A 14,098-nucleotide genomic window follows, 5' to 3' on the forward strand; every position below is an offset into this window, starting at 1 on the left:
GACCGTAGGGTACCGTGGACGCTGTGTCTGACTACATCGGTGTGATCGGCGAGGCCCTCGTGGACGTGGTGCTCTCGGATACCGCGACACCCCGGGTGCACGTCGGCGGAAGCCCCCTCAACGTGGCGGTGGGTCTGAGCCGTCTGGAGCGTGAGTGCCGCTTCGTCGGCCGGTTCGGCCACGATGAGCATGGCCGCATGATCGCCGAGCATCTGCGGGCCAACGGTGTCCGAAGCCTGCTCGCACCCGATGACGCCCCGACCTCCCGGGCGACGGCCCGCCTCGACCCGACCGGGGCCGCCAGCTACGAATTCGCCCTCGACTGGACCCTGCCGAGCGCCGACGAGCTGCTTCAGACCTACCGCGACCCCTCCGGCGGCCGGCTGCTGCATCTGCACACCGGGTCGATCGGCACCATGCTCGCTCCCGGTGACGCCGAGGTCATGGGGCTCATCGAGCGGCTGGCCGACTCCACGACCATCAGCTACGACCCGAATGTGCGCCCCACGCTCGTCCCGGACCGCGAGTTCGCCCGCGCCCGCGCTGAGGCCTGCGTGCGCCTGTCCGACGTCGTGCACGCCTCCGACGAGGACCTCGCCTGGCTCTACCCGGAACGACCCCTGCTGGACACCCTGCGGCAGTGGCAGTCGATGGGTCCGGCGTTCGTCGTGATGACCCGTGGCGCCGAGGACATCGTCGCGGTCAGCGGCAACGGCGTGCGCGAGCGCCCGATCTTCCCGGTGGACGTCGAGGACACGGTCGGCGCCGGCGATTCGTTCACCGCCGCCCTGCTGGCCGCCCTCGACGACCGCAGCCTGCTCGGCGCGCAGAACCGTGATCGGCTCCGAGAGATGGACCCGCACGACGTCGAGTCGGTGCTGATCTACGCGTCCCGCGCCTCCGCCATCACCGCCTCCCGCCCCGGCGCGGACCCGCCCACGCGCGCGGAACTCGCCGACGACTGAGCTGACTGAGCCGGACGGCGCCGGCCGCCACTGAACCGCCCCGCGCCGCCCTGCACGACCCCGTCCGGCCTACACTGAGGCGCATGTCCGCGCCGAGCCCGTCCGTCCCCCAGCCCGCCGAGCCGGAGCGTGCTCCTGCCGCGGCACTGATGGCCGCGACCCGTCGACCGCGGCTGATCGCCACGGATCTGGACGGCACCGTCATCGGCTATCAGCACACCCGGACCGGTCGTATCTCCCCGCGTACCGTCGCCGCGCTCACCCGGGCGCACGACGAGGGCGTCACCGTGGTGTTCGTGACGGGTCGGCCGCTGCGCTGGCTCGCCCCGCTGCGCGACCAGCTGGGCGAGGTGGGGCCCGTCATCTGCTCCAATGGGGCCGTGGTCGTCGACCCCGCGACCGGCGACGTGCTGGGCTCCCATGAGCTGGACCGGGCGGTGGTGGACGACGTCGTCGCCGAGCTGTCCCGCGCCGTGCCCGGCGTGAGTTTCGGGGCCGAGGCCCTCGAGGGCTTCTTCTGGGAGCAGGCGTTCAGGGAGAAGTCCCTGTTCGGCGACGAGCCGGGGGCGCACCGCACCCTGCAGGAGGCGCTGCCGGAGCACGCGCGCGTCGTGAAGCTCATGGCCCGCTCCCGCGACCTCGGCGAGCAGGAGCTGGTCGATCGCGTGCGCGACCTGGTCGGCGCGGCCGTCACGGTGACGCACTCGGCGCCGGGCATGGCCCTGGTGGAGATGGCGGCGCCGGGGGTCCACAAGGCCGCGACGCTCGAGGAGTTCGCCCGTCAACGGGGCGTCGGCGCCCAGGAGGTGGTGGCCTTCGGTGACATGCCCAACGACCTCGAGATGCTCGCATGGGCCGGGCTCGGCCTGGCCGTCGCCTCGGGCCACGAGTCGCTGCGGGCCGCCGCAGACGGCGTCGTGGGCGCGTGCGATGAGGACGGGGTCGCCGACGCAATCGAGCATCTGCTCCGCCTGCCTGCACCCTGAGCCCCGCTCGTCTCACCCGGGTCTGCGCGCATCGGCCGGGACGGGCCGCGCCGTCAGGGCTCGGCCAGCTCGGAACGCAGCGCCGCCACGAACGCGTCCACGTCCTGCTCGGTCGTGTCGAAGCTGCACACCCAGCGCACCTCGCCGCGGGCCTCGTCCCAGTCGTAGAAGCGGAACCGGCGGCGCAGCCGGTCGGCGACGCCCGTCGGCAGGGTCGCGAACACCGCGTTGACCTGCGTCGTCTGTGTCAGTTCGACCCCGGGCAGGGAGCCGTCGCGGATACCGGCGGCCACGGCGTCGGCCAAGCGCCGCGCCATGGCGTTGGCGTGCCCGGCCAGGCGCAGGTGCAGGTCGCCGTCGTACAGGGCCAGCAACTGCGCCGAGACGAAGCGCATCTTCGAGGCCAGCTGCATCTGGTGCTTGCGCAGATAGATCAGCCCGTCGGCCGCGTCCGGGTTCAGGGTCACGACGGCCTCCGCCGCCAGCGCGCCGTTCTTCGTGCCGCCCAGCGAGAGCACATCCACGCCGGCGTCCGTCGTGAACGCCCGCAGCGGCAGACCGAGAGCCGCGGCCGCGTTGGCGAGGCGAGCCCCGTCCATGAACACGCTCATGCCACGGTCGTGGGCGTGCCCGGTGATCGTCCGGATCTCCTCCGGGGTGTACAGGGTGCCCAGCTCGGTGGACTCGGTGAGGCACACGACCCGCGGCTGGGCCCGGTGTTCGAAGCCCCACCCCCAGGCCTCCTCGTCGATCAGCTCGGCCGTCAGCTTGCCGTCGGGCGTGCTGACGGGCAGCAGCTTGATCCCGGCGGACTTCTCGGGGGCGCCGCCCTCGTCGACGTGGATGTGCGCGGTGTCCGCGCAGATCACGGCGCCCCAGCGCGGGAGCATGGACTGCAGGGCCACGACGTTCGCGCCGGTGCCGTTGAACATCGGCCACACATCGGCCTGTTCCCCGAAACGGTCCCGGACGACCTCGCGCAGGCGGGCCGTGTATTCGTCCTCGCCGTAGGCGACCTGGTGTCCGCCGTTGGCCTCGGCGAGGGCGGCGAGCACCTCGGGGTGGATGCCCGAGTAGTTGTCGGAGGCGAAGTCTCGCCGCTCGGGGTCGTGGATTCGCTGCATCATCACGCCTCTGCTCGGGGGTCGGGGGTCGGGGGACGTCAGCGGCCGTGGATTGGCCGCGTCACCAGGCGCATGAGGCCCTCGACGGGGCCCCGGCGCCACGGATCGGCCTTCACGAGCGTGCGCCAGGCCAGGGCAAACACGATCGCCCCGACGCACAGCACGGCCAGGTTGAACCACGAGTCGTCGGTGCCCGACGGATGCCGCCACGGCCCTGGGCCGGCGAGGTTCACCACCCAGCCCAGGTAGGCCTGGTGCGCCATGTACAGCGTCAGGGTCATCGAGCCCGGGACGGTGAGCACGTCCGTCAGCACCGAGCGGCGCCCCGGCACTACCGCCGCGCACAGGCCGAACACCAGCACCACCAGTGCCGTCGAGGTCACAAACTCGGGCAGGTCCCCGGCATAGGCGACGGGGAACGAGCCGGTCTGCATGCGCGTGAGCAGGATCGTCCCGCCGGAGGCGACGAGTCCGATGGCCGCGATCCCCGCCGCGAGACCGCGCGGGGCGCCCGCACCGCCGGGCGCCAGCAGGCGGGCGAGGATCATGCCCAGCAGGCCCACGGCCAGCAGAGCCAGCAGCCGGTAGTCGCCCAGCACCCAGTGGTTCAGCTGCCGGGACACGGTGACCGGGTCGAGGCCGAGCTCGGCGGCGCGCGGACTCAGCCAGGACATCACCGGGGCCGCTCCGGCCGTGCTCAGCAGCACCGAGCACACGGCCAACACGAGGGCGATCACCGCCAGCAGGACGGTCGGCGCCGCAGCCAGCAGCGCCGCGACGACGGTGATGACGGCCAGGTGCTGCAGCACGTCCAGCACCTGCGCCCCGAACAGGGAGTTCACCCAGGCGGCGCCCACCAGGAAGGCGGCGCGCACCGCCGCGGCGGCCAGGGCACGTCCCCAGCCGACGCGACGGGACTCGAGCAGAGCGGAGGCTCCGACGAGGGCGGCGAACAGGGGCGCCGTCACGTACTCGGTGAGCATCAGCACGCCGAACGGTCCCATGGTGGGCGCCGCGTGCGCCACGAACATGGACAGCAGTGCGAGGCTGCGCGCGACATCGAGCCAGAGCAGACGCTGGCCGCGGGCGGCGGCGCGTCCGGTGCGCTCGGACGCCGCCGAGCGGGTGGCGGTACGGGACACGGGGGCTCCTCGGCTGGGTGCGGTGGTCATTGGCCCCGCCGCGGGCCGATGACCGTGGGAGAGCGGCCGGCGCGGGGCCGACATCAGTCTAGGCAGGCGACGACGTCCGGGCGGTGCGGTGAGCCGCCCCGTCAGCGCATCAGAACAGCCGGCGCAGCAGCGTGCGCTTGAACCACCCGTGCGGCGGGTACACCGCCTTGAGGGTGTCCACCTGGTCCGACTTCGTGAGCGAGGGCCGCAGGTGCGAGAACGTCTCGAAGCCGGCGATGCCGTGGTAGGCGCCGATTCCGGAGGCCCCCACGCCGCCGAAGGGCAGCGTCGCGATCCCCGCGTGCGCGAGCGTCACGTCGGTCGAAATCGCCCCCGCCTGCACCTGCTCCTCGAAGGCGCGATGGTAGCGGGGACGGTCGGTGAACAGGTACGCGGCGAGCGGATGCGGCCGCTCGGCGATGAAGTCCAGGGCCTGCTGGAACGTGTCGACCGTCAGAACCGGCAGGACCGGGCCGAAGATCTCCTCCCGCATCAGCGGGGAATCCGGTGTCACATCGGCCACGACGGTCGGCGCCATGTAGCGGGCCGTCGCGTCCGTCTGTCCGCCGACCACCACGCGGGCGCCCGCCTCGACGGCCTCGGTGAGCATCCGCTCGAGCCGACGGGCGTGCTCGGTCGAGACCAGGCGTCCGTAGTCCGGGGACCGACGGGGCTCGGCGCCGTAGAACTCCTCGATCGCCTGCGGGAGCTGCTCGAGCAGTTGGGCACGGGCGCGCTCGCCGACCGCGAGCACATAGTCCGGAGCGACGCACGTCTGGCCCGCGTTGGTGAACTTGCCCCACGCGATGCGGCGGGCCATGGCGCCCTCATTGCGCGACTCGGTGACGACGACCGGCGACTTGCCGCCCAGCTCGAGCGTCACGGGGGTGAGCGTCTTCGCGGCGGCCTCATAGACGATGCGACCCACGCGCTCGCCGCCGGTGTAGAGGATGTGGTCCCACGGGCGGGCGAGCAGGGCCGTGTTGCAGTCCTTTCCGCCGGCGACGACGGAGATGAGCGCGGCGTCGAGGAACTGCGGCAGCAGCTCCCGCAGGAGCGCGGCCGTCGCGGGCCCCTTCTCCGAGGGTGAGAGCACCACGGTGTTGCCTGCGGCCAGGGCCCCGACGAGCGGAGCGAGCAGCAGCTGCACGGGGTAGTTCCACGCGCCGATGATCAGCACGCATCCTCGGGGGCGGGGCTCGACCTGCGCCCGGGCCGGGCGCAGCGACAGCGGCAGCTTGGCCGGCCGCGGCTCCATCCAGTCCGTCAGGTGCAGCAGCGCATGGTCGATCTCCGCCCTGACCGAGAGGATCTCCGTCATGAGCGCTTCGGCGGCAGACTTGTTCAGGTCCTGGTGGAGGGCCGCGAGGAAGCGGTCCTCGTGCTCCTGGAGCATCCGCGCGAGGCCCTTGAGCTGCCGCACGCGCACCCGGCGCGGATGCGCGGCCCGGGTGCGGGCGGCGGAGCGCAGGCGCTCGTGCGCGGCGGCGGGGTCCTCGGGGCGCGGCCCGCTGGGCATGACGGGCAGCATCGCGGTGTCGGCGTGGGGTCGCAGGTCGTCGTCCTGCGGCTCGGCCTGCTCGGGCGACTCGGACGGGAACTCGGAGATGCTCATGAGGCCACGTTAGTGGCCGGGCCTCAGCCGATCACCGCGTCGACGAGCGCCTGCGCGTCCGCCTGCACCCGCGCCAGGTGCTCGGGCCCGCGGAACGACTCCGCGTAGATCTTGTAGACGTCTTCGGTGCCCGAGGGACGGGCGGCGAACCACGAGCTCTTCGTGACGACCTTCAGCCCGCCGACCGGCGCGTTGTTGCCGGGGGCCTGCGTCAGGGCGGCGAGGATCTGCTCGCCGCCGACCGTCTCCGCGGTGACGTCGTCCAGGGAGAGCTCCTTGAGCCGGGCCTTCTGCTCGGCCGTCGCGGGGGCGTCGATGCGGGCGTAGGCGGGGGATCCGTGCATCGCTTCGAGGTCGCGGTACAGCTCGGAGGGGGTGCGGCCGGTGACCGCGATGATCTCGGCGGCCAGCAGGCACAGGATCAGCCCGTCCTTGTCCGTCGACCAGGCCGCCCCGTCGAACGTCACGAAGGACGCGCCGGCGGACTCTTCGCCGCCGAACACGCCCGTGCCGGTGAGCAGGCCGGGCACGAACCATTTGAAGCCGACGGGCACCTCGACCAGGTCTCGGCCCAGGTCCTGTGCGACGCGGTCGATCATCGACGAGCTCACGAGCGTCTTGCCGACGCCCGCGCCCGCCGGCCAGCTCGTGCGGTGTGTGTAGAGGTAGTCGATCGCCACGGCCAGGTAGTGATTCGGGTTCATGAGCCCGCCGTCGGGGGTGACGATCCCGTGGCGGTCCGCGTCTGCATCGTTGCCCGTGGCCACGTCGAACGGCGCCTCGCCGGCCGCGTCGGGGGACATGCGTTCGATCAGCGAGGCCATCGCGTACGGCGAGGAGCAGTCCATGCGGATTTTCCCGTCCCAGTCCAGGCTCATGAACCCGAAGCGCGGATCCGTCTGCGGATTCACGACGGTCAGCTCCAGACCGTAGCGGCGTGCGATCTCCTCCCAGTACGCGACGCAGGCCCCGCCCATCGGGTCCGCGCCGATGCGCACGCCCGCCGAGCGGATCGCCTCGAGGTCCACGACGTCCGGCAGGTCCGTGACGTAGCGGTCGAGGAAGTCGTAGGAGCCGTGGCACGGGTGGTCCTCGACCTGATCGGGGCGGACGCGGCGGACGCCCTCGAGCCCGGCCTCGAGCAGCTCGTTCGCGCGGGCGGCGATCCAGCCGGTCGCGTCCGAGTCGGCGGGACCGCCGTGCGGCGGGTTGTACTTGAGGCCGCCGTCGGAGGGCGGGTTGTGCGAGGGCGTGATGACGATGCCGTCGACCAGGCCCGCGTTGTCCCCGTCGGCCGCGAATCCCTGCGGGGTGAGGTCCCGGCCGGCGTTGAGGTGCAGGATCGCGTGCGAAACCGCCGGGGTCGGCGTGAACCCGCCGCGGGAGTCGAGCCTCACCTCGACGTCGTTGGCCAGCAGCACCTCGAGGCACGTCTGCTGCGCAGGGCCGGAGAGCGCGTGCGTGTCCCGGCCGATCAGCACCGGCCCGTCGATGCCCCGGCCGGTGCGGTACTCCACGATCGCCTGCGTGATCGCGGCGATGTGCGCGTCATTGAACGAGGCCGAGAGCGAGCAGCCGCGATGGCCCGAGGTGCCGAAGACCACCCGCTGGGCCGGCACGGCCGGATCGGGGACCGTCTCCGCATAGGCGGCCAGGAGTGCGTCGAGGTCGACGAGGTCCTGCTCGAGGGCGGGGGTGCCGGCGCGCTCGGCGGCGGGGACGGTGCTGTGCGACTGGCTCATGCTGCTCACCTTGGCATGAGGGCGCGGGCGCGGGAAGGGCACCGGCGCGGGCAGGGCACCGGGGTGGACGGACCGTGCTCGGCGGTCCGTCCACCCCGGCGGGGGCGCGGGCGCTCAGCCCACGGGGCGGGTCACTTCTTCACGTCGAAGCGATCGGCGTCCATGACCGTGGCCCACGCGGCGACGAAGTCCCTGACGAACTTCTCCTTCGCGTCATCCGCGGCGTACACCTCGGCGACGGAGCGCAGCTCGGAGTTCGAACCGAACACCAGATCGTCGCGGGTGCCCTCGAGGGTCTTCCCGTCGGCGGCGGTGCCGCGGTACAGGCCCTCGGAGATCTTCTCCCACTGCGTGTCGATGTCGGTCAGGGCCACCAGGAAGTCGTTGGACAGCACGCCCACGTTCTCGGTGAACACGCCGCGCTTCGTGTCGCCGTGCACGGCGCCGAGCACGCGCAGCCCGGCCACCAGGACCGTCATCTGCGGGGCGGAGAGACCGAGCAGATTGGCGCGGTCCACGAGGGCGAACTCCGAAGGGAACTCCTTGGTGCCGCGCGGGTCGTAGTTGCGGAAGCCGTCGACCTTGGGCTCCAGGTGGCCGAACGACTCGACGTCCGTCTGCTCCTGGGTGGCGTCGCCGCGGCCCGGGGTGAACGGCACCTCGACCTGCACACCGGCATCCGCGGCCGCCTTCTCGACGGCCCAGTTGCCGGCGATCACGACGGTGTCCGCGAAGGAGACGCCGTTCGCCCGCGCGATCTCCTCGAGCGTCGCGATGACCGGGCCGATCACGGCCGGTTCGTTGACCTCCCACGAACGCTGCGGCTCGAGGCGGATGCGCCCACCGTTGGCGCCGCCGCGGAAGTCCGAGTGGCGGAACGTCGAGGCGGCGGCCCACGCGGTCTTCACGACATCGGTCACGGACAGCCCGGCCGCGGCCACGGCGTCCTTGACGGCCGTCACCTCGGCCTGGCCCGGGACCGTCTGCGGGGCCGGGACCGGGTCCATCCAGATCAGCTCCTCCTGCGGCACCTCGGGGCCGAGGTGGCGGGAGATCGGGCCCATGTCGCGGTGCGTCAGCTTGTACCAGGCGCGCGCGTAGGCGTCCTGGAAGGCCGCGAAGTCGTCCTTGAACCGCGTGGAGATCTCCCCGAACTCCGGGTCGAAGCGCAGGGCGAGGTCCGAGGTGAGCATGCGCGGCTCGCGCCGGCCGCTGAAGTCCGACTCCGGGACCATGTCCGAGCCGCCGCCGTCGACGGGGCGCCACTGCTTGGCCCCGGCCGGGGACTCCATGAGCTCCCACTCGTACGCGTACAGGATGTGGAAGAACTCGTTGTCCCAGCGGGTCGGGTGGTAGGTCCAGGTGACTTCGAGGCCCGAGCCGATGGCGTCGACGCCCTTGCCGGACTTGTGGGAGGACTTCCAGCCCAGGCCCATCTGCTCGATCGGGGCCGCCTCCGGCTCGGGGCCGACGTGCTCCGGCACGGTGCCGGCGCCGTGGGTCTTGCCGAAGGTGTGGCCGCCGCCGATCAGCGCGACGGTCTCCTCATCGGTCATGCCCATGCGGCGGAAGGTCTCCTTGATGTCCACCGCGGACTTCACCGGGTCCGGCTCGCCCTCGGGGCCCTCCGGGTTCACGTAGATCAGGCCCATCTCGACGGCCGCGAGCGGGTTGTCGAGGTCGCGCTCGCCCTGGTAGCGCTCGTCGCCGCCGTTGGTCCACTCGGTTTCGGGACCCCAGTACACGTCGTCCTCGGGTTCGTAGGCGTCCACGCGGCCGCCGGAGAACCCGAAGGTCGGCATGCCCATGATCTCGTGGGCGACGTTGCCGGCCAGGACGATCAGGTCGGCCCAGGACAGCGACTGACCGTACTTCTTCTTGACGGGCCACAGCAGACGGCGGGCCTTGTCGAGCAGGACGTTGTCCGGCCACGAGTTCAGCGGGGCGAAGCGCTGCTGCCCCGTGCCGGCGCCACCGCGGCCGTCCATGACGCGGTAGGTGCCGGCCGAGTGCCAGGCCATGCGGATCATGAACGGGCCGTAGTTGCCGAAGTCGGCCGGCCACCAGTCCTTCGACGTGGTGAGCACCTCGGCGATGGTCTTCTTCACCTCGGCCAGGTCCAGCGCCTCGAAGGCCGCGGCGTAGTCGAAACCCTCGTCGTGCGGGCTGATCACCGGCTGCTCCTTGGCGAGGATCTTCAGGTTCAGGCGGTTCGGCCACCACTGCTGGTTCGCATCGCCCGAGGTCGGGTGCGGCAGGCGGTCGTGCGCCACGGGGCAACGGCTGCCCGCGTCCTGGCTGACCTCTCCCATGGTGGTGGTCTCGTCATGCTGTCTCGTCAAGGGACTCATCCTTCTTTCGGGAGGGCGGGGTCGAGGCGGGTGCCGCGCCTCCGCCGGGCTGGGCATCGGGGGTGTTGGCGGCGGGATCCTCGGCCGCGCACGCCGGGCACAGACCCCAGTAGTAGACCTCGGCCTCGTCGACGACGAAGCCGTGGTCCTGCGCGGGGTGCAGGCACGGGGGCGTGCCCGTGCGGCAGGGGACGTCCTCCACCCGGCCGCACGTGCGGCAGACCAGGTGGTGGTGATTGTCGTGGCGTCGGATCTCGTACCGGGCGGTGGAGCCCGCCGGCTGGATCGAGCGGACCAGGCCGGCCTCCGTCAGCACGTGCAGGCAGTCGTACACGGTCTGGTGGGAGACGCCGGGCTGCTCGTCCCGGACGGCGGAGAGCACTTCGGCGGCGTCCGCGTGCGGATGCTGGGTCAGTGCGGAGAGCACGGCGAGCCGAGGGCGTGTGACGCGCAGCCCTGTCGAGCGCAGCAGGGCTGCGCCGTCCCGGGGCGGTGCGGCGGTCTCGCCCCGCGTGGCCGTGGTGCTCATGACCCCGATCCCACCCCGTTTTCTGGAATGTGTCAAGAAAACGGGCGAGCGGTGGCCTCGCGGGCGGGCCCTGCCGCGTGGCGCCCGTGGGGCCGCCGCACGGCGCTGACCAGGCAGGGGTCGGCCGGACAGGCCAGGGACGAGGCGTTCCGTGCGGCACCTGTGTGCCCGTACGCTCGGGCGCATGTCCGCTGGCACCGCATCCGACACCCCGCACCGTCCGGGCCCCCTCTGGCCCGTCGAGGACCCCGCATTCGCGCCCCTGTTCGAGGCGGCCAGCGGCGACGACGTCGTCTCCGGCGTTTCCGCCGCGCTCACCGCGCCCGAGACGGCCAGGTCCCTGCCGCTCGTCGGTGACGGCCGGACGCGCGCCCAGTGGGAGCTGCTCGCGGCGCTGGGCGCGCGCAGCCTGTCCGGGGCCCGTGTCGTGGAGCCGCATCTGGACGCCCTCGGAATCCTCGCCCAGGCGCACGAGGCCGGTCACGGTACCCCTGCGCCGCCACGGGGGTTGCTCGGCGTCTACGCCTCGGAGTCCGGGGGCGTGACGCCCGAGGCGCACGAGGGCTCGTCGGGCTGGACGCTCAGTGGGGACAAGCCCTGGTGCTCGCTCGCCGGCGAGTGCGAGGCGGCCGTCGTCACCGCCCGCATCGCCGGCACCGAGCGCCGCCGCGCGTTCCTGGTCGGCCTGCGTGACCGCGGCGTGCAGCAGAGCAGCGCGGCGTGGCCGGCGCTCGGGCTGGCACCGATCACCACCCTCTCCCTCGCCTTCGACGAGGCGCCCGCGCGGCCGGTCGGCCCCGACGGCTGGTACCTCGAGCGGCCCGGGTTCGCGTGGGGCGGCATGGGCGTGGCTGCGGTGTGGTTCGGCGGCGCCGTGCGCATCGGGCGCACTCTGCGGAACCAGCTGCGCCGTCGCTCCCAGGGGGCCAGGCGGGGCTCGAGTCAGGGCCCGGACCAGATCGGACTGGCCGCCCTCGGCCGCGTGGACCGGCTGCTGCATGCCGCGGCGACCGTCCTGAGCCAGGCGGCCGCCGCCGTCGATGCCGGGGAGCTGGACCACGCGCCCGGCATGACGGAGGCGGACCGGGTGCGCGGGACCGTCGCGGCCGTGTGCGCTGAGGTGATCGACGTCGTTAGCCGCGCCACGGGGCCCGGCCCGCTCACGGGTGACGCCGGGCACGCTCGGGCCGTCGCGGACCTGCAGGTGTACGTGCGTCAGCACCACGCCGAGCGGGACGATGCACGCCTGGGCGCCGCACTTCTGGAGGCCGGGCCGAGGGCAGCGCGCGACGGTGCCGCGTGGGATGTCGCTGGCGAGGGGGGAGCCGGAAGGGAAGGGGTCCGCTGGTGAGCTTCTCGCATCTGGACGACGGCACTCCCGAGTCTCACTGGGAGCAGGCGGGGCTCGACGACCTGCCCGCCCTCAGCCCCGACGCGCTGGTCCTCGGCGCCGTGCGCCCCGGCGCGCCCGGCGTCGACGGGCCGGGAGGGCGCCCTGTGAGCGTGGTCGTCGTGGCGCACCCCGACGACGAGACCCTCGGTGCGACGGGCCTGATCCGCGGCACCCTGGCCGCCGGCGGCCGCGTTGAGCTGCTCGTGGCCACGGCGGGTGAGGCCTCCCACCCGGACTCGCCGACGCACACCCCGCAGCGGCTCACCGAGCTGCGCGCCGTCGAGCTCGAGCACGCGGCTGACGCGTTGGCCGCCGGCTTCGACCATGCCCGGCTGCGCGTCACCCGTCTCGGCCTGCCGGACTCCGCCGTCGCCGGGCACGAGGACGCGGTGCGCGCGGCGACCGAGTCCGCCCTGGACTCTCTGGCGACCGACGAGCGTGCCGTGCTGGTCGGCCACGACCCGGCAGACGGGCATGCGGACCACGACGCCGTCGGCAGGATCGTCTCGGCGCTCGCGGCGGAACGGGACGTGCCGCTGTACGTGTTCCCGCTGTGGTTCTGGCACTGGGCGAGCGCCGCGGACCTGCCGGCTCGCCGGTACCGCCGCTGGCCGCTGAGCGAGGCGGACCGCGCCGCCCGTCGGGAGGCGCTGCGCGCGCACGCCTCCCAGGTGGAGCCGCTCTCTGATGCGCCCGGCGACGAGGCGATCCTGCACCCGGGGATGCTGGCCCACTTCGACCGCCCCTTCGACTGCTACCGGTACGCCGGCCCCGACGACTCCGACGCGAGCCGCGCGGCCGCCGTGTTCGACCGCCTCTACCGGCGGGAACAGGACCCGTGGGGATACCTGACCAGTGCGTACGAGCGCCGCAAGCGCGCGCTCACCCTCGCGATGCTCCCGCGTCCCCGGTACGACACTGTGGTCGAGGTCGGGGCGTCGATCGGTGTGCTCACGGCCGAGCTCGCGGAGCGGACCGACCGGGTCGTCGGACTCGAGGCTTCCGACGTCGCCGTCGAGCGCGCGGCGCGCCGCCTGGCGGGGGCCTCGGGCGCAAGCGTGCACCGCGCCGTGCTGCCGCAGGACTGGGACGCCGCGCTCGCCGAGGCGCGGGTGCGCGGGACGGTCGACGTGGTCGTGGTCTCCGAGGTCGGCTACTTCCTGCAACCCGAGGAGCTCGACGCGCTGATGGACAGGATCGACTGCGCTCTCGCCCCTGACGGTGAGGTGCTGCTCTGCCACTGGCGCCACCCGATCCGCGGCTGGCCCCTCGACGGTGACGACGTGCACGCCCGCGTGTTGGCCGACCCCCGGTGGCGCCTGCACGCCGAGCACGTGCACCAGGACGTCCGGCTGGGCCTGTTCGTGCGCTCGGCCGAGGCGACGCACGCGGCGGTCGTCGTGCCGGCGCGCGACGAGGAGGCGCTGCTGCCGGCGTGCCTCGACGCGCTGCGGGCCGCCCTCGACCGCTGGGAGGAGCAGCACGCGCAGGGTTCGGCGGCGGTCGTCGTCGCTGTGGACTCGTCGACGGACTCGACCCTCGACATCGCCCGGGCCGTCGCCGCACGGGACGGGCGCGTGCACGTGTTCGACCTGGACGCGGTGCAGCCTGCGGCGACGGAGCTGGAGAGCCCCGCGGAGGCGCCGGTGGCCGAGGCGGGCGGCGTCGGCCGGGCCCGTGCTGCGGGGGCGCGGTTCGCGCGCACGCTGTTCCCGGACGTGCCGGGACCGGCGCTGTGGCTGGCCTCCACGGACGCGGACTCGCGGGTGCCGGCCGGCTGGCTCGCGGGGCAGGCCGTGCTCGGCGCGGGGGAGGCTCTCGTGCTGGGTACGGTGGACCTGGCCGACGACGCCTCGCCGCGGCTGCGCGAGGCCTGGCGCGAGGGGTATGAGCACCGCGACGGCCACGGGCACGTGCACGGGGCGAACCTCGGCCTGCCGTGGTCGCTGTACGAGGCGGCCGGCGGATTCCCGGAGGCGCGGGAGCACGAGGACGTCGCCCTCGTCGAGGCCGTCCGGGCGACCGGCGCGCTGGTGCGGGCGAGCGACGCGGTGCGCGTCGTCACCTCAGGGCGGACGACCGGGCGCACTGTCACCGGTTCAGCGGAGCCCGACAGCGCGGAGCCGGGCGACGCGGGCGTCTCCGCCGGCTTCGCCGGGTTCCTGAGCCGACTGCTGCGTGAGGGCGCCGATCAGTGACGACGCGCTCCGGTGCACGGGGC

At 73.3% G+C, this 14,098-nt stretch carries 10 protein-coding genes; 4 read left to right on the forward strand and 6 right to left on the reverse strand.

Going from position 1 to position 14,098, the window contains the following annotated elements; genetic code table 11:
- The first annotated feature begins 23 nt into the window (after window positions 1–23).
- Both HDA30_RS09135 and HDA30_RS09140 read left to right on the forward strand, forming a co-directional pair.
- Window positions 24–965 carry a carbohydrate kinase family protein gene (locus tag HDA30_RS09135; protein WP_262337819.1) on the forward strand — a complete coding sequence of 314 codons (942 nt, stop codon included), beginning with the start codon at window positions 24–26 and terminating at the stop codon, window positions 963–965.
- Between the two features lie 83 nt (window positions 966–1,048).
- A complete protein-coding gene (locus tag HDA30_RS09140; protein ID WP_184241914.1) occupies window positions 1,049–1,951 on the forward strand; it encodes a Cof-type HAD-IIB family hydrolase in 903 nt (300 codons plus the stop codon).
- A gap of 53 nt (window positions 1,952–2,004) precedes the next feature.
- On the opposite strand, the gene HDA30_RS09145 is transcribed toward HDA30_RS09140, so the two are convergent.
- The 6 genes from HDA30_RS09145 to HDA30_RS09170 form a co-directional block, all read right to left on the reverse strand.
- Entirely contained in the window at window positions 2,005–3,075 is a 1,071-nt protein-coding gene (locus HDA30_RS09145; RefSeq protein WP_184242464.1) for a threonine aldolase family protein, read from the reverse strand.
- Between the two features lie 38 nt (window positions 3,076–3,113).
- On the reverse strand, window positions 3,114–4,217 hold the full coding sequence (locus tag HDA30_RS09150; protein WP_158496933.1) for a heparan-alpha-glucosaminide N-acetyltransferase domain-containing protein: 1,104 nt from the start codon (window positions 4,215–4,217) through the stop codon (window positions 3,114–3,116).
- Between the two features lie 139 nt (window positions 4,218–4,356).
- Window positions 4,357–5,862, reverse strand: coding sequence for an aldehyde dehydrogenase family protein (locus HDA30_RS09155; protein WP_184241915.1), 1,506 nt, complete (start codon window positions 5,860–5,862; stop codon window positions 4,357–4,359).
- Between the two features lie 23 nt (window positions 5,863–5,885).
- A complete protein-coding gene (gene pgm / locus HDA30_RS09160) occupies window positions 5,886–7,604 on the reverse strand; it encodes a phosphoglucomutase (alpha-D-glucose-1,6-bisphosphate-dependent) (RefSeq protein WP_184241916.1) in 1,719 nt (572 codons plus the stop codon).
- Window positions 7,605–7,735: 131 nt separating this feature from the next.
- Window positions 7,736–9,955 (reverse strand): catalase/peroxidase HPI, encoded by a 2,220-nt coding sequence (katG, locus tag HDA30_RS09165; protein ID WP_184241917.1) that lies wholly within the window; start codon window positions 9,953–9,955, stop codon window positions 7,736–7,738.
- On the reverse strand, window positions 9,930–10,484 hold the full coding sequence (locus HDA30_RS09170) for a Fur family transcriptional regulator (protein WP_158496937.1): 555 nt from the start codon (window positions 10,482–10,484) through the stop codon (window positions 9,930–9,932). Before HDA30_RS09170 ends, katG begins: the two co-directional genes overlap by 26 nt.
- Window positions 10,485–10,668: 184 nt before the next feature.
- Here HDA30_RS09170 and HDA30_RS09175 point away from each other — a divergent pair, with 184 nt between their 5' ends.
- Together HDA30_RS09175 and HDA30_RS09180 are read left to right on the forward strand one after the other, a co-directional pair.
- Window positions 10,669–11,835: an acyl-CoA hydrolase gene (locus tag HDA30_RS09175; RefSeq protein ID WP_184241918.1), complete on the forward strand. Its 1,167-nt coding sequence runs from the start codon at window positions 10,669–10,671 to the stop codon at window positions 11,833–11,835.
- Window positions 11,832–14,075: a PIG-L family deacetylase gene (locus HDA30_RS09180; RefSeq protein ID WP_184241919.1), complete on the forward strand. Its 2,244-nt coding sequence runs from the start codon at window positions 11,832–11,834 to the stop codon at window positions 14,073–14,075. Before HDA30_RS09175 ends, HDA30_RS09180 begins: the two co-directional genes overlap by 4 nt.
- The last annotated feature ends 23 nt before the right edge of the window (window positions 14,076–14,098 follow it).

Origin of the sequence: Micrococcus cohnii (genome assembly GCF_014205175.1) — a bacterium.
GTDB lineage: Bacteria > Actinomycetota > Actinomycetes > Actinomycetales > Micrococcaceae > Micrococcus > Micrococcus cohnii.

What these genes read in the sequence shown, in the direction of transcription:
- katG (WP_184241917.1), bottom strand. Translation starts at nt 9,955, where the DNA reads ATGAGTCCCTTGACGAGACAGCATGACGAGACCACCACCATGGGAGAG.
- HDA30_RS09175 (WP_184241918.1), top strand. Translation starts at nt 10,669, where the DNA reads ATGTCCGCTGGCACCGCATCCGACACCCCGCACCGTCCGGGCCCCCTC.
- HDA30_RS09155 (WP_184241915.1), bottom strand. Translation starts at nt 5,862, where the DNA reads ATGAGCATCTCCGAGTTCCCGTCCGAGTCGCCCGAGCAGGCCGAGCCG.
- HDA30_RS09145 (WP_184242464.1), bottom strand. Translation starts at nt 3,075, where the DNA reads ATGCAGCGAATCCACGACCCCGAGCGGCGAGACTTCGCCTCCGACAAC.
- pgm (WP_184241916.1), bottom strand. Translation starts at nt 7,604, where the DNA reads ATGAGCCAGTCGCACAGCACCGTCCCCGCCGCCGAGCGCGCCGGCACC.
- HDA30_RS09140 (WP_184241914.1), top strand. Translation starts at nt 1,049, where the DNA reads ATGTCCGCGCCGAGCCCGTCCGTCCCCCAGCCCGCCGAGCCGGAGCGT.
- HDA30_RS09170 (WP_158496937.1), bottom strand. Translation starts at nt 10,484, where the DNA reads ATGAGCACCACGGCCACGCGGGGCGAGACCGCCGCACCGCCCCGGGAC.